Raw genomic sequence first — 16,380 nt, forward strand, 5'->3', positions numbered from 1 at the left:
TATATGGTTAAAGAACTACTTACCCCCGATTACATCTTCGAAGCGAGCTGGGAAGTATGTAATAAAGTAGGCGGTATCTATACAGTTTTGTCTACCAGAGCAAACACTTTGCAGACAAAATTCCGCGATAAAGTATTTTTTGTAGGCCCGGACTTCTGGCAAGGTAAAGAGAACCCTTTATTTATCGAGTCCGATAACCTTTGTGCCGCATGGAAGAAATATGCTATTGAAAAAGACAACCTCTCTGTCCGCGTAGGCCGCTGGAACATTCCGGGCGAACCTATTGTCATATTGGTTGACTTCCAACCTTTCTTTGCACAAAAGAATGAAATTTATGCGGAGATGTGGGAACACTATCAGGTGGATTCACTGCACGCATACGGTGACTACGATGAAGCCTCGATGTTTGCATACGCCACCGGAAAGGTGGTGGAGAGTTTCTACCGGTATAACCTGACGGAAACGGACAAGGTTGTATTTCAGGCACATGAGTGGATGACCGGTATGGCTGCGCTTTACTTGCAGACTGCCGTTCCTGAAATCGCTACGATATTCACCACCCATGCCACTTCGATAGGCCGTTCTATTGCGGGCAACAACAAACCGCTATACGATTATCTTTTTGCCTACAACGGCGACCAAATGGCGCAGGAGCTGAATATGGAGTCCAAACATTCCATCGAAAAGCAGACCGCCCATTACGTAGACTGTTTCACTACCGTAAGCGAAATCACCAACAACGAGTGCAAGGAACTGCTCGACAAGCCTGCCGATGTAGTCCTGATGAACGGCTTTGAGGACGATTTCGTTCCGAAAGGCTCTACATTTACCGGTAAGCGCAAGCGGGCGCGTTCCACTATGTTGCGTGTGGCAAACAGTCTGTTGGGACAGGAATTTGATGATGATACGCTTATCATCGGAACCAGCGGCCGTTACGAGTTCAAGAACAAGGGCATCGATGTGTTCCTGGAATCATTGAACCGTTTGAACCGTGATAAGAATCTGAATAAGAAAGTGCTGGCTTTCGTCAACGTACCCGGTTGGGTGGGTGACCCCCGCGAAGACCTGCAGCAGCGTCTGAAAAAGAAAGACGAGCATTATACCACTCCTTTGGAAGTACCTTTCATCACGCACTGGCTGCACAACATGACGCACGACCAGGTGCTGGACATGCTGAAGTACCTCGGTATGGGCAACCGTCCCGAAGACAAGGTGAAGGTAATCTTCGTTCCCTGCTATCTGGACGGTAAGGACGGCATTCTCAACAAGCATTATTACGACCTGATACTGGGAGAGGACCTCAGCGTTTATCCCTCTTACTATGAGCCGTGGGGATATACCCCGTTGGAGAGCGTGGCTTTCCGCGTGCCCACCATTACGACCGACCTTGCCGGCTTCGGACTTTGGGTGAACAGCCTGAAGAACCAGCACGGTATCAACGATGGAGTAGAGGTGCTGCACCGTTCGGACTATAACTATTCCGAAGTGGCGGACGGTATCAAGGATACCATAACTTTGTTCTCTACAAAGACAGATGCGGAAATCAAAGAAATCCGTAAGCGTGCCGCCCAAGTGGCAGAGCAGGCCTTATGGAAGCATTTCATACAATATTATTATGAAGCCTACGACCTTGCGTTGCGCAATGCGATGAAGCGTCAGTTGGGCTGATAAAAAGAATTATATTAATCAATCAAGTAATCATACAATGAAGATTAAAGTTAGTAATGTAAACACTCCGAACTGGAAAGATGTGAACGTTAAATCTCACATCCCCGCTGAATTGGAGAAGTTATCCGAACTTGCACGTAACATTTGGTGGTCATGGAACTTTGAAGCCACCGAACTGTTTAGAGACCTTGACCCTGCTCTTTGGAAAGAAGTAGGACAGAACCCTGTTCTGCTGTTGGAACGTATGAGCTATGCCAAGCTTGAGGCGCTTGCTGAAGATAAGGTTATTTTGCGCAGAATGGAAGATGTATATTCCAAGTTCCGCAATTACATGGATGTAAAACCCGACAGCAATCGTCCTTCCGTTGCATATTTCAGTATGGAATACGGTTTGAATCATGTACTTAAGATATATTCCGGTGGTCTGGGCGTACTTGCCGGCGACTATTTGAAAGAGGCTTCCGACAGCAACGTAGACTTGTGTGCCGTAGGTTTCCTGTACCGTTACGGTTATTTCACCCAAACCTTGTCTATGGACGGACAGCAGATTGCCAACTACGAAGCCCAGAACTTCGGCCAGTTGCCTCTCGACCGCGTATTGGACGAAAACGGAAAGCAGGTTGTAGTCGATGTTCCTTACCTGGATTACTACGTACATGCTTATCTTTGGAGAGTGAACGTAGGCCGTATCTCCCTTTATCTGCTCGATACGGACAACGAGATGAACAGCGAGTTCGACCGTTCCATCACTCACCAGCTTTACGGCGGCGACTGGGAGAACCGTTTGAAGCAGGAAATCCTGCTCGGTATCGGCGGTATCCTTACCTTGAAGAAGCTGGGTATCAAGAAAGACGTATATCACTGCAACGAAGGCCACGCAGCGTTGATTAACGTACAGCGCATCTGCGACTACGTAGCCGAAGGTCTGACCTACGACCAGGCTATCGAGCTGGTACGCGCCTCTTCTCTGTACACCGTACACACTCCGGTTCCTGCCGGCCACGACTACTTCGACGAAGGTCTCTTCGGCAAGTACATGGGCGGTTATCCTGCCCGTATGGGTATCACTTGGGACGACCTCATGGACCTCGGCCGCAACAACCCCGGCGACAAGGGCGAGCGTTTCTGCATGTCCGTATTTGCCTGCAACACTTCTCAGGAAGTGAACGGTGTAAGCTGGTTGCACGGAAAGGTTTCCCAGGAGATGTTTGCTCCCATCTGGAAAGGTTACTTCCCGGAAGAAATGCACGTGGGCTACGTCACCAATGGTGTACACTTCCCCACATGGAGCGCAACGGAGTGGAAGCAGCTCTATGCCAAGCACTTCGATGAAAACTTCTGGTACGACCAGTCCAATCCTAAGATTTGGGAAGCTATCTACAGCGTACCCGACGAAGAGATCTGGAAGACGCGCATGGCCATGAAGAACAAACTGATTGACTACGTCCGTAAGGAATACCGCAAGACATGGCTGAACAACCAGGGAGACCCCTCACGTGTTGTGTCTCTGCTGGACAAGATTAACCCGAATGCACTGCTGATAGGTTTCGGACGCCGTTTCGCCACTTACAAGCGTGCACACCTGCTGTTCACCGACCTGGACCGTCTGTCCAAGATTGTGAACAACCCCGACTATCCGGTACAGTTCCTCTTTACGGGTAAGGCCCACCCGCACGACGGTGCAGGTCAGGGATTGATTAAGAGAATCATCGAAATCTCCCGCCGTCCCGAATTCCTGGGTAAGATTATCTTCCTCGAGAACTACGACATGCAGTTGGCACGCCGTCTTGTATCGGGTGTGGATATCTGGCTGAACACTCCGACACGTCCGCTCGAAGCATCCGGTACTTCCGGTGAGAAAGCGTTGATGAACGGTGTGGTAAACTTCTCCGTGCTCGACGGATGGTGGCTGGAAGGCTATCGTGAAGGTGCAGGCTGGGCGTTGACCGAAAAACGTACTTACCAGAATCAGGAATACCAAGACCAGTTGGATGCCGCTACCATTTACAGCATCCTCGAACAGGAAATCCTGCCGTTGTACTATGCACGCAACAAGAAGGGATATTCCGAAGGCTGGATCAGAACCATCAAGAACTCCATCGCACAGATTGCGCCTCATTACACAATGAAGCGTCAGTTGGACGATTACTATAGCAAGTTCTACACCAAGGAAGCAAAACGCTTCAAGGCATTGGCTGCCAACAACTATGCCAAAGCCAAGGAACTCGCAGCATGGAAGGAAGAAGTTGTGGCCAAGTGGGACAGCATCGAAGTCGTATCCTGCGAAAAGACCGAAGAACTGGTGAAAGGCTCTCTCGAAAGCGGTAAGGAGTACACCATTACCTACGTTATCGACGAGAAGGGGCTGGACGATGCTATCGGTCTGGAACTGGTTACTACTTATACAGCTCAGGACGGCAAGCAGCACGTTTACTCCGTAGCACCGTTTGAAGTAGTGAAGAAAGAGGGTGACCTCTATACGTTCCGGGCAACACATAAGCTGGAGAACGCAGGCAGCTTCAAGGTAGCTTACCGTATGTTCCCGAAGAACGCAGAACTGCCTCACCGTCAGGACTTCTGCTATGTTCGCTGGTTCATCTAAGATAAGATAACAAAACAGATGGTGCGTTGGTATGAAACGCATCATCCGTTTGATACAGACAGACCATCCGTTTACCCGAAACGGATGGTCTGTTTTTTTATAGGGTATTATTATATGGGCAAACGGTGATGAATACGTGTGTCGGTCCGTTTATTTTCCTACCTCTTGAAAGAGCGTGATGCTCAGGAATACCCCGATAACGATGCACATCAGAATCAGGAACCAGTTCATGAGACGTGCGCTCAGTTTCGTTTCCTTGTGCAGGTTTTGGGCTATGTAATTCTTGAAGAACAGGTAGATGGCAGGTACGGTGGCGCTTGCCAGCAGCAGGTCTTCGGGAATCTTGTACACATACACTTTGGAGAAAGCGATGAGCGCCCAGTGGCAGAGGAAGAGGATAACGAGCAGATTGACTTTGCGCGAGAACGCCAACAGAAGTCCGATGGTAAATGCGGCTACCGAGCAGGGCATTACTGTGGTCGTCATCATCGGGAACTCCATGCCGCGCGCCCACGAAAGGAGCGGGTATAGGAAGGGCATCGCATAGAGCACTCCTGCCAGCATAGGGTACTTGGGGTTACGCTCGAACGGAGTGTAACCGGTAAATAAATCCCACAGCCAAATCAATGCGACGGTTCCCCAGAATGCGGAGAGAACGTAGTGATAGTTGCGCGTGTCGCAGTACATTGCGTAGTACACCAGCGCTATCCAGCCGTTGAGGAATACCATATATATTTTCATTGAGCGTTTTGTCCAGACGGTGGGACGACGGTATAGCAATGCAGTCAGCAGGATGCCCGCTGCGGTAATGAGAATCTGCGCCCACCAGGTGCTTTCATTATACTGTGCGATGGTGTTCCAAAATGTTTCCATATAAGTCAGCTTTTGTTTCCGGGAGATATGATGAACATTCGCTCTGCCCGTTTTCTTTTGTCCGAAAATGTGTGCAAAGGTATCGGTTTCCGATGAGATATGAAATTCTTTTCCCTATTTTGCCTTTCTTTCCTCTAAAGAAAAAATGATTTCTTTGTTATGCCGGTGTAGGAAACTCATGCTTTTTATGTACTTTTGTACTCCTTTTTGAAAATAGGTAAAAATCAGATATTAGTTAGTGGAAAGTTTGATGGATAAAACAATGGTCGAGCAAGAGATTATCTTGCGCAGGAAGCTTGATTTATTGCTTCGTACGGGGAAAATATTAGTGGAGAGTGCTGCCGATACCAATCGCATTGTACGCAATATGAATCGTGTGGCGGCTTATTTGGGACTACCTGAGGAAAATCTTCACATCGACGTGACTTATACAATGCTGGTGGTGAACCTGAGTGACGAATCGCACTCTTATTCCAAATTTCAGAAGTGCGAGAAACATGGTATCAACATGACGGCCATATCCGAAATCAGCAAGCTGTCCTGGCGTGCCATTGAGGAAGACTATTCGCTCGACCGCTACGAGGAAGAGCTGGAGAAGATAAAAAACAAGAAGCGGAACTACACCCCCTATCTTGTTGCCATCGGTGCGGGTTTTGCCTGTGGTGGCTTCTGCAAGCTGTTCGGCAGCGACTGGGTTGCCTTTCTGTTTGCCTCTATCGCCGCTTTTGCAGGTTTCCGTGTCCGTGCGCGCTGCATAGAGTTCGGTATCAATCTGTATATGAGCATCACCATTGCGGCGCTGGTGTCCACATGTCTGGCTTATATCACTACCTTTACAGGGCTTTCGGGCACGCCTTACCATCCGCTACTGGCGTGCGCGCTGTTCATTGTGCCGGGAGTTCCCATTATAAACTTTGTGGACGACATGATTGACAACTACATACAGGTGGGCATCGTGCGTGCCGTTAATACGGTACTCATGGTGTGTGCCATGGCGTTCGGCATTGTGATGGCCATGCGCCTGCTGGCTATGGAAGATGTGGTGATTGACAAGAAGTTCAGCGAACTGAGCATGGTTCCGCACGATCCTTATTATATATACGCCATTGCGGCAGCCATATCCGCGATGGGCTTCTCCATGATATTCAATATCCAGCGCCGTCTGCTGTGGGTGGTTGCGGTAGGGGGAATCCTTGCCGTGTGTACGCGTAATTTCGTCAACTTCGAGTTGGGGCTCGGTCCGGTCATCGGTTCTTTCATGGGAGCCATGGTGGTGAGTCTGGTGGCGGTGAAGGCAGTCCACTGGTTTCATGTGCCTAATCACGTGCTTACCATTCCTTCCGTCATTCCGATGATTCCGGGAGTGTTGATGTACCGTGCGCTGGTGGCGCTCATCAATATGCACGGAGTGGTGGGCGAGGTCACGGTGGCTGTGTCCAACGGTATCAACGCTTCGTTGATTATCCTTTGCATTGCGCTGGGGGTAGCCGTTCCCAACATCTTTGCCCGCCGTTATATAGCCAAAGACCGTCAGCGCTTCCTGAAAGAGGAGTTGCAGAAGCGCAGGGAGAGGGGAAAGTTCCTTGAGTGGTAAGAGTGGTATGTTTGATATAAAAGGAAGGTGTGTCAAAATGCACACCTTCTGTTTTTTACGCACAAAGCCCCGACTTTCACAAGCTGGGGCTTTGTTATTACCTAAAGATTTTGTATCTTTAAGCATAAGTTCTTTACTATGACAAAGATACATTTTCGTCCTTACAATCCCAACCAAACCGTTCTTTTTCCTCAAAGAATTGATGAGGATATTGCAGAAAACGATCCGGTGCGCATGGTTGACGCCCTGGTTGAGGGCTTGAATCTTGAAAGTTTCAGAAAACTGTATAAGGAATGCGGTCGCAGCCCTTACCACCCCAAGATGATGCTCAAGGTCATTCTGTATGCCTATATGAACAACATCTACTCCTGCCGGAAAATTGAAAAACTCCTTCACCGTGACATCCATTATATCTGGCTGGCCGGATATGAGAAACCGGATTTCATTACCATCAACCGTTTCCGCAACCGGGTGAAGAAGGAAATTAACGAAGTGTTTACGCAAACCGTACTTCTTCTCTCTTCCAAAGGCTTCATCAGCCTGAATGTGGAATATATTGACGGGACAAAGCTCGAATCCAAAGCCAACAAGTACACTTTCGTCTGGCGAAAAACGGTTGAGCGGAACCGTGAACGCCTGATGAAGAAGATACATGTCCTGTTAGGGCAGATAGACGATGTCATTGCTCAGGAGAAGTCATCAGAGAACAATGAGGAAGTTGAGTTCACTCCGGCCATGCTGACTGAAATGGCAGGAGAATTGCGTCATGCACTGGAACAGGTTTCCGAGCCATCCGCGAAAGAGGAAAAGACTGAACTGAAAAAGAAACGCAAACAGCTGAAGGAACTGGAAGAACACAGGGACAAACTGCAGGAATACGACTGCCATCTGGAAACACTGCAAGAGAGGAATTCCTATTCCAAGACGGACAAGGACGCTACTTTTATGAGAATGAAGGAGGATGCCATGCGCAACGGACAGACGAAGCCCGGTTACAACCTTCAAATCGGCACCGAAAATCAGTTCATCACCGATTTTGCACTCTTCCCGAACCCTACGGATACACTGACCCTGATTCCTTTCCTGCAATCTTTTTCAAACAGGTATGAACGGATGGCCCATACGGTGGTTGCTGATTCCGGCTATGGCTCCGAAGAGAATTACCGCTTCATGTCCGAAAACGGCATGGAAGCCTACGTAAAGTACAACTATTTCCACATGGAGCAGCGGCCGAGATTCAAACCGGCCCCGTTCAAGGCCGAAAACTTCTACTACAATGAAGAACATGACTTCTGCATCTGCCCTATGGGGCAAAGGATGCGGAGGATAGGCACCAGGAATGTGAAAACCGCATCCGGATATGTCAGCGAAAATGCACGGTACAGAGCTGTCAGGTGTGAAGGTTGTCCCCTGCGATGCCGCTGTTTTAAAGCAAAAGGAAACAGGACGATAGAACTGAATCATAGGCTTAGACAATACAAGCGGAGAGCCAAAGAACTGCTCTGCTCTGAGAAAGGACTGAAACACAGAGGGCAGAGATGCATAGAACCGGAGGCCGTGTTCGGACAAATTAAAAACAATATGAACTACAAACGTTTCCGACATTTTGGAAAGGACAAGGTCTTCATGGACTTTGCCTTCCTAGCCATTGCCTTCAATATAAAAAAAATGTGTGCAAAACTGACAAAAGAAGATACGAAATGGCTGATTGGATGGTTTTATGAACTTACTGTCGCTTTATTTAGATGCTGGAGACACATAAATCAAAGAAATCTTCGAATTATCGCAGCTTAAAGAAAATGAACAGATTTGTATAGTGATGAACAAAAAAGAGGTGCATCGTGCATTACGACACACCTTCTTTTCCGTTTGTGTCTTTTCCCTTATGCGGCAGAAACAGGATGCTGCGAAAGAACGGGTGCGTTTACCGCAACCATTCGTTTAGCAGCTTCATCACTTCTTCTTTCTCCTTTTCGGGCAGTGTGGAGATGCGTGCCAGATGGCTGCCGCCCGGCTGAATGAATACGTGAATATTCTTTTTCTCTTTGAGCCAGGTAACTCCGGCAGCCGTCCAGGGATCGTTTTCACCGTAGATGAATATCATTTTCGGGTCGTTCTTTTGCAAGAATCCCTTAATCTTCCTACTGAGTGTCTTGTCAAAAGGCATATCTTTCAGTTCCTCGGGAAGCATCAGGCGATGCAGGTAGCCTTTGCCGGACTTGATGGAGAGATACTTTTTGAAAGGACGGGTGTCGTAGCCGTAATAGCCCAATTCGCGTGCGGCCTGTACGAAGAAAGAGGCGTTGGTACTGTCGGTTGTGAAATAGGACGGGTCGCTGATGGCCAGCAGGTGGGCTATGAGTTCTGCGTCGGTGGCTGTGGGTAGCGGAATGCTGCCGACGGGAGTACCCCATTGCCAGAGCGCGAATGAATATTCCAGTACCGAATAGTCGTATATCTCTTCGATAGGAGCACGGAACTTATACTCTTGTTCGGTGCAGTATTTCTCGAAAAGGGGGAGTAAGGCCGCTTTGCGTTTCAGGATTTCCAGCTGGAAGTCGGTAATTCTTTTACGGTCTTCATCCGTAGACACTTTTTTGAGGAACGGTTCGTGACGGCCGTCCTCTGTTCCGTAGCAGAGGGGAGCCACGTAAGGAACGGATACATCCACATCGTCCGGATAGAATGTGCGGTAGAGCAGGGCGGTCTGTCCGCCTTTGCTGATACCGGTAGCAATCCATTTTCCGGGATATATGTTTTTGAATGCGGTTGTTACCGCGTGCAAATCATCGGCGGAACTTTCGGCTGTAAGGTATCGCCAGTCTTTGGGTTCGGGAGTGGATTCCAGGAAATAGCGGTATTCCACAAATACCATATTGGCATTGAGGAGCCTGGAAAGTTCCTCGCGATATTGGGGCTTGAGCGCGTAGGCGGCTCCATATCCTTCGGTTATAATGACCGTGGGACGATCGAAGCCCGCATGCGCCACGATAACCCGCTGGCGGAAACTTCCTTTCTTGGGATGCCGGTGGTCGAGCGGCTGGGTGAAATAGGTTACATACTTCTCCGAAAACTCGGTAGATTCCAACGGTTGGGTTTCCGTTATGGCGGAAATCTCACTTAGTTTCTGCTGTAAGCCGGTCTGTGCGGATAAGGATACCGATGCCAGCAAGAATGTAAACAGCAGCAATGCTGTATGGCGTGTACGCAGGTCTTTCATAATGTGTTTATTTGTAATTGGGGACAAAGATAATCTGTTTTCCTCTTCAGGCTGCTGTCTGCCGGATAAAAAAGGGGAAAGAACTACCATCACGGCACTTCTTTCCCCTGCAAACTTAAAACAACCAACAAAAGAAATAGATAATTTCCGGTTTCAGAGTTTGTATGTCTGAAATAGCTCTTTATCTTATAAACAACAGTTCCCTGTATTTCGGTAATGTCCACATCTGGTTGTCAACGATGAGTTCCAACTTGTCGATGTGATAGCGGATTTCTTCCATCATCGGTACGATGTTGTCGTGATAAGCGATGGCTTTGTCGCGTTCACATTCAATCTTGTTGGCAACCTTGCGGGCTTCTATCATGGTATCTACATGTTCCTTGATGAAGGTGGTACGGTCGGCAATCTCTTCGATGAGTTCCAAATTCTTGGCAGACAGTTTTGCAGCTTTCTCTACCGGGAAGAGGTCTTTCATTTTGTAGACATTGTCTATCAAATCCGTCTGATATTGAGTGGCTACGGGAATGATGTGATTCATCGCCAAGTCACCGAGCACGCGGGCTTCAATCTGAATTTTCTTGGTATAGGTCTCCCACTTCACTTCGTTGCGGGCTTCCAGTTCCTTTTGCGTCATTACGCCTACAGACTCGAACATACGGATGCTTTCGGGCTTCAGATAGTTGTCGAAGATGAGGGGTACACTGGTTTCGCAGTCCAGACCGCGTTTTTTGGCCTCGGCTTTCCATTCGTCGCTGTAGCCGTTACCGTCGAAGTGAATGGGCTTGCATATCCTGATGTATTTGCGGATAACGTCGAGGATAGCCGAAATCTTCGGTTCACCCTTCCCGATAAGTTTGTCTACATCCTTCTTGAATTCTACCAGTTGCTCGGCAAGAGCGGAGTTCAGGGCAATCATGGCGCTGGCACAGTTGGCTTCCGAACCTACGGCACGAAACTCGAAGCGGTTGCCCGTAAAGGCAAACGGGCTGGTACGGTTACGGTCGGTGTTGTCTATCATTAGCTCGGGTATCTGCGGAATGTCCAGCTTCATGCCCTGTTTGCCGCTGAGGCTGATGAGGTTATCCTTAGTGCTTTCCTCAATATGTTCTAGAACCTGACTCAACTGCTTGCCGAGGAAGCTGGATATGATTGCAGGAGGCGCTTCATTCGCTCCCAGTCGGTGGGCGTTTGTGGCGCTGGAGATGCTGGCTTTCAGTAATCCGTTATGTTTGTAGACTGCCATTAAGGTATTTACTACGAAGGTGATGAAGCGTAGGTTGTCTTCGGGCAGTTTGCCGGGGGCATGGAGCAGGATGCCCGTGTCCGTACCCAACGACCAGTTGTTGTGCTTGCCGCTGCCGTTGACACCCTTGAATGGCTTTTCGTGCAACAGTACTCGGAAGCCGTGATTACGTGCCACCTTGCGCATCAGAGCCATGATGAGCATATTGTGGTCTACTGCAAGGTTGCATTCCTCGAAGATAGGAGCCAACTCGAATTGGTTGGGAGCTACCTCGTTGTGGCGGGTCTTGACAGGGATTCCGAGTTTCAACGCTTCGATTTCCAACTCCTTCATAAAGGCTGCCACACGCGGAGGGATGGCGCCGAAGTAGTGGTCTTCGAGTTGTTGGTTCTTGGCACTATCGTGTCCGGTCAGTGTGCGGCCGGTCATCAACAGGTCGGGGCGGGCGGCGTAAAGGCCTTCGTCAATCAGGAAGTATTCCTGTTCCCAGCCCAAGTACGCCACTACTTTCTTTACGTCCGGGTTGAAGTAGCGGCATACGTCTACCGCTGCCTTGTCCACTGCACGCAGTGCTTTGAGTAACGGCGCTTTGTAGTCAAGAGATTCACCCGTGTAGGCAATGAAGATGGTAGGAATGCAGAGCGTATCATCTACTATGAACGCGGGAGAAGAGGGGTCCCATGCTGAATATCCGCGTGCCTCGAACGTGTTGCGGATACCGCCGTTGGGGAAGCTGGATGCGTCCGGTTCCTGCTGCACAAGCAACTTGCCTGTGAATTCTTCCATCATGCCGCCCTTGCCGTCGTGTTCCACAAAAGCGTCGTGTTTTTCGGCAGTGCCTTCGGTGAGCGGATGAAACCAGTGCGTGTAGTGGGTGGCTCCCATCTCAAGCGCCCATTTCTTCATTCCCGCCGCCACTTCATCAGCAATACTGCGGTCCAGCGGCGCACCGTTGTCAATTACATCAATCAGTTTGGCATATACCTTGCTCGGCAGATACCTGAACATCTTTTCCTTGTTGAATACATACTTGGCGAAGTATTCCGACGGACGTTCCGCCGGGACTGCCACTGCAACGGGTTTCTTCTTGAACGCCGTCTCTACTACTCTGAATCTCAATTTTGACATAATACCTTAGAATTGTAATTGTTGGTTTATAAATATATGATAGAATAAAAAAACTTGTTTTAGTTGTAAGCGGACTCTCCGTGCTCGTAGATGTCAAGTCCTTCTTCCTCCACGCGAGCCGGAACACGCAAGCCGTGTATCTTGTCGAGTACTTTGAAGATGATGAAGCCCATACCTGCCGCCCAAAGTCCGACAATTACCGCACCGAATATCTGTGCTCCGAGGAAGCCCGCACCCGCACCGTAGAACAGACCTTCACTGGTAGAGAACAGTCCGGTAAGTACCGTTCCCGTGAAACCACATACGCCGTGTACGGAAGATGCGCCTATGGGGTCGTCAATTTTCAGTACTTTGTCAATGAATTCTACGGCATATATCATCAGTACGCCACAGATGGCGCCGATGATGACCGCACCCAGCGGAGCAACGGCGTCGCATCCTGCCGTAATGCCTACCAATCCCGCCAAAATACCGTTCAGCGTGAGTGACAGGGACGGTTTGCCGTATTTCAGCCAACTGACGGCCAGGGCAAAGAAACCACCAGCGCAAGCTGCCAAGTTAGTGTTGAGGAATACGAGCGAGACAGTTACCTGATCCTCGGTAGTGGCTGCCGCCAACTGAGAGCCGGGGTTGAAACCGAACCATCCGAACCATAGGATGAACACGCCCAGTGCCGCAATGGTGAGGTTGTGTCCGGGGATGGCTTTTGACCGGTCGTCTTTGCCGTACTTGCCGATGCGCGGACCGAGGATAGCTGCACCTACCAATGCAATCCAACCGCCTACGGAGTGTACAATGGTAGAACCTGCGAAATCGTGGAAGGTAGTTCCGAATGTTTCCGTCATGAAGGAACCTGCTTCACCGTTCATCAGCCATCCACCACCCCAAGTCCAGTGCCCGGAAACGGGATAAATCAGTACGCTGATGAAGATTGTGTAAACCAGATACATGGAAAACTTTGTACGCTCCGCCATAGCTCCCGAAACAATTGTGGCGGAAGTGGCGCAGAATACGGTTTGGAATACGAGGAAACCTTCGGTAGGCAATGAAGCGGGGTCGGGCAGGCCATTGCTATCGAACAACAGGCTCATGAGGTGAGGAGTTCCGAAGAAGTCGCCTAAACCGAACATGATGCCGAAACCTACCAGCCAGTAAAGAAGTGAGCCGAACATGAAGTCCACAAAGTTTTTCATCAGTATGTTGGCGGTGTTCTTGGTGCGGGTGAAACCGGCTTCCACCAATGCGAAGCCCGGTTGCATAAAGAATACCAACATGGCTGCAAGTAACATCCAGACGGTGTTGACACCGGAAACCAACTGGGCGACGGTATCGGTTGCCACACTATCCGCAGCTACGGCGGTTTGTGCATACATATCTGTTGTGAGGCAGCAAGCTATGAGTATAGCAAGGGCCGTACGCAGTTTTGTGAAACTGCGTTTCATATATTTGTCCATAATCTTTTGGGTTTTTAGTTGTACTTGTATTTTGTTTTTCACTGAGCACGCCGCTCAATGAAAATCCTGTGGGTTGAGTGCTGCCGGTTATCTTTCCTGTTCGGCATTATAGAGGGCAATGTCACCCCGTTCTCCGGTGCGGATGCGGATAGCGTCTTCAATGGGGATGACGAAGATACGGCCGTCGCCGATTTCGCCGGTTTGTGCGGCTTTGATGATAGCTTGTACTGTCTTTTCTGCGTTTTTATCGCGTACAACGATAGAGATGAGGATACGTTCGATGGAACTGGTGTCGTACAGTACACCACGGTAAATACGGGCTTGTCTGGATTTTCCGATACCTCTTACATCGTAATAAGAGAACCATTCGATATCTGCTTCGAGGAGTGAGTCTTTCACTTCCTCGAATTTGGTTTTGCGGATGATAGCTTCAATCTTTTTCATACCTTAAGTGTTTTATTGTTCTTAAAAACTTAATCCTACTACGAAGTATGCTCTTTCCGAACAGGGATTCCAAGTAGCTTTGGCAAAGAGTGGCAGGGAGAATGAATTGGTTATCCTGATATCCTTTGTAGCTCCGAGGCTGACGTCGCATACGGCAAATCCGCTTGCTCCGTAGAAGTCCGTTTCCCATGGAGTGGCGCCTACTTCGGCTGTCCAGTCAAGTCCGCCCAATTTGAACGGAGCGGCTATGGAAATATAGGATGAATAGGCTCTGTCACCATTCTCCTTGACACCGTCGTCTCCGGCAAAGTTGGTGTACCAGTTTACTGCTACCGGTCCGAAGTCGTAACCCACTTGGGCTTCGTACAGGTGGGTTGTATTGTGGGCACCGTAGTGGAAGTAACCTGCTCCGGTATTATACCAATAATCAGTAATTGATACGCTAAAACCACCGGTGGAGTAGCCCAGTGTGAGGTCGAACTCTTTAGCATCGTAACCGTCGGCATCTGTCTTTTCAATACCTACCGATCCCCATGCTTCCAAAGACAAACCTTTATAGGCGATGGATGCGTTGGGTTGAAGGCTTACACCGCCCAAGTCTTGTCCGCGCCAGATGTAGCCGCTTACGATGTCTGCGCCTACGGATGCTTTTACTTTGTCCTGTGCCTTTGCCGTGAAAGGCATTGCAGCTGATAGTAACGTTATTGCTATTACTCCTAATTTTGTGTTTCTTGTTTTCATACCTTCTTACCTTTTTAGTTAGAAAAATTGCGGATGATCAGTCCGGTTCTGTTAGTATAGTATTGTGCTTGAACTATTAAATAGTAGGATGTTTATATTCTTCACTTTTATTTCAGCCAGTTGCGGATGCGTTTTATGGCTTCCACACAGTCTTCGTGTTTGCCGAAAGCGGTCAGGCGGATATATCCCTCACCGCTTGGCCCGAAGCCTACACCCGGAGTACCCACTACATTGGCTTCGTACAACATTTGTTCGAAGAACCGCCAAGAGCTTATGTCGTTCGGGGTTTTCAGCCAGATGTATGGAGCGTTCACACCGCCGTACACTTCCAGCCCGGATGTTTCCAGTCCTTCTTTCATGGTGCGGGCGTTGTTCATATAGTAGTCAATCGTTTCTTTTACCTGCCGTCTGCCTTCTGCGGTGTAGATGGCTTCGGCGGCACGCTGGGTAATGTAGCTTGTACCATTAAACTTGGTGCATTGGCGGCGGTTCCACAGTTTGTTGAGGGAGATACGTTCACCTTCCAGCGTAGCGGCGGTCAGTTCTTTCGGTACTACGGTGTAGCCGCAGCGTACGCCTGTAAATCCGGCTGTCTTTGAGAAACTGCGGAACTCGATGGCGCATTTTTTCGCCCCTTTTATTTCGTATATGGAGTGGGGCACATCGTCCTCTTGGATGAAAGCCTCGTAGGCGGCATCAAATAGGATAAGCGTGTCGTTGTCAAGGGCATAGTCCACCCACTTTTTCAGTTCGGGTTTGGTAAGGGTAGTACCCGTAGGATTGTTGGGGTAACAGAGGTAGACGATGTCGATACGTTTGTCCGGTATTTCGGGGATAAAGTTGTTTTCGGCCGTACAGGGCATATAGGTTACATTGCTCCATTTGCCGTCTTTTTCCAATATGCCGGCGCGTCCGCACATTACGTTGCTGTCAATGTAGACGGGGTAGATAGGGTCGGTTACTCCCACACTGTTGTCATGGCGGAGTATGTCGCCTATGTTTCCCGTATCGCTCTTGGCTCCGTCGTTGATGAAGATTTCTTGTGGGCTGAAATGAACGCCGCGTGTCGCGTAATCGTGTTTGATAACGGCATCAATCAGAAAGTCATAACCCTGTTCAGGACCGTATCCGCGGAATGTCTTGGCATCAGCCATCTCATCCACTGCCTTGTGCATCGCTTCGATGCAAACTTGCGGCAGCGGACGGGTAACGTCTCCGATACCCAGACGGATGACTTCTTTTTTAGGGTGCGTTATCCTGAAAGTATTAATTTTTTTGGCTATGTCCGAAAATAAGTAACTTCCGGGCAGTTTCAAAAAATGTTCATTAACTAATGCCATATCTCTGTTGGTTTAATTATTTAATAATGATGAATTAATAATGAAGAATTGCCATGTGGCACAAAAGCGTATA

General features: G+C 49.0%; 11 protein-coding genes. 4 read left to right on the forward strand and 7 right to left on the reverse strand.

What is annotated here, in order from left to right; genetic code table 11:
- The first annotated feature begins 3 nt into the window (after positions 1 to 3).
- Both NQ565_RS10860 and NQ565_RS10865 read left to right on the forward strand, forming a co-directional pair.
- On the forward strand, positions 4 to 1,668 hold the full coding sequence (locus NQ565_RS10860; RefSeq protein WP_005656754.1) for a glycogen/starch synthase: 1,665 nt from the start codon (positions 4 to 6) through the stop codon (positions 1,666 to 1,668).
- Between the two features lie 37 nt (positions 1,669 to 1,705).
- Positions 1,706 to 4,270 carry a glycosyltransferase family 1 protein gene (locus NQ565_RS10865; RefSeq protein ID WP_005656752.1) on the forward strand — a complete coding sequence of 855 codons (2,565 nt, stop codon included), beginning with the start codon at positions 1,706 to 1,708 and terminating at the stop codon, positions 4,268 to 4,270.
- A gap of 150 nt (positions 4,271 to 4,420) precedes the next feature.
- Here NQ565_RS10865 and NQ565_RS10870 read toward each other — a convergent pair whose 3' ends face one another.
- Complete coding sequence (locus NQ565_RS10870) at positions 4,421 to 5,143, reverse strand: DUF6064 family protein (RefSeq protein WP_005656750.1); 723 nt, start codon at positions 5,141 to 5,143, stop codon at positions 4,421 to 4,423.
- 250 nt (positions 5,144 to 5,393) lie between these two features.
- On the opposite strand from NQ565_RS10870, the gene NQ565_RS10875 reads away from it, so the two are divergent.
- Positions 5,394 to 6,737 (forward strand): threonine/serine exporter family protein, encoded by a 1,344-nt coding sequence (locus tag NQ565_RS10875; RefSeq protein ID WP_005656749.1) that lies wholly within the window; start codon positions 5,394 to 5,396, stop codon positions 6,735 to 6,737.
- 138 nt (positions 6,738 to 6,875) lie between these two features.
- Positions 6,876 to 8,531, forward strand: coding sequence for an IS1182 family transposase (locus NQ565_RS10880; protein ID WP_005656266.1), 1,656 nt, complete (start codon positions 6,876 to 6,878; stop codon positions 8,529 to 8,531).
- Between the two features lie 130 nt (positions 8,532 to 8,661).
- On the opposite strand, the gene NQ565_RS10885 is transcribed toward NQ565_RS10880, so the two are convergent.
- From NQ565_RS10885 to NQ565_RS10910, 6 genes are all read right to left on the reverse strand, one after another.
- Complete coding sequence (locus NQ565_RS10885; RefSeq protein WP_016662817.1) at positions 8,662 to 9,957, reverse strand: S28 family serine protease; 1,296 nt, start codon at positions 9,955 to 9,957, stop codon at positions 8,662 to 8,664.
- Between the two features lie 181 nt (positions 9,958 to 10,138).
- The gene (locus tag NQ565_RS10890; RefSeq protein ID WP_005656745.1) at positions 10,139 to 12,328 is read right to left on the reverse strand and encodes a glutamine synthetase III family protein; all 2,190 of its coding nucleotides are present in this window, start codon (positions 12,326 to 12,328) and stop codon (positions 10,139 to 10,141) included.
- A 59-nt stretch (positions 12,329 to 12,387) separates the two neighbouring features.
- Positions 12,388 to 13,782, reverse strand: coding sequence for an ammonium transporter (locus tag NQ565_RS10895; protein ID WP_040316227.1), 1,395 nt, complete (start codon positions 13,780 to 13,782; stop codon positions 12,388 to 12,390).
- Between the two features lie 87 nt (positions 13,783 to 13,869).
- Positions 13,870 to 14,226 carry a P-II family nitrogen regulator gene (locus NQ565_RS10900; protein ID WP_005656741.1) on the reverse strand — a complete coding sequence of 119 codons (357 nt, stop codon included), beginning with the start codon at positions 14,224 to 14,226 and terminating at the stop codon, positions 13,870 to 13,872.
- A gap of 21 nt (positions 14,227 to 14,247) precedes the next feature.
- Positions 14,248 to 14,967 carry a hypothetical protein gene (locus tag NQ565_RS10905; protein ID WP_005656739.1) on the reverse strand — a complete coding sequence of 240 codons (720 nt, stop codon included), beginning with the start codon at positions 14,965 to 14,967 and terminating at the stop codon, positions 14,248 to 14,250.
- Positions 14,968 to 15,074: 107 nt separating this feature from the next.
- A complete protein-coding gene (locus NQ565_RS10910; protein ID WP_005656736.1) occupies positions 15,075 to 16,307 on the reverse strand; it encodes an LL-diaminopimelate aminotransferase in 1,233 nt (410 codons plus the stop codon).
- Positions 16,308 to 16,380: the final 73 nt, after the last annotated feature.

This window comes from Bacteroides stercoris ATCC 43183 (assembly GCF_025147325.1).
Taxonomy (GTDB): domain Bacteria; phylum Bacteroidota; class Bacteroidia; order Bacteroidales; family Bacteroidaceae; genus Bacteroides; species Bacteroides stercoris.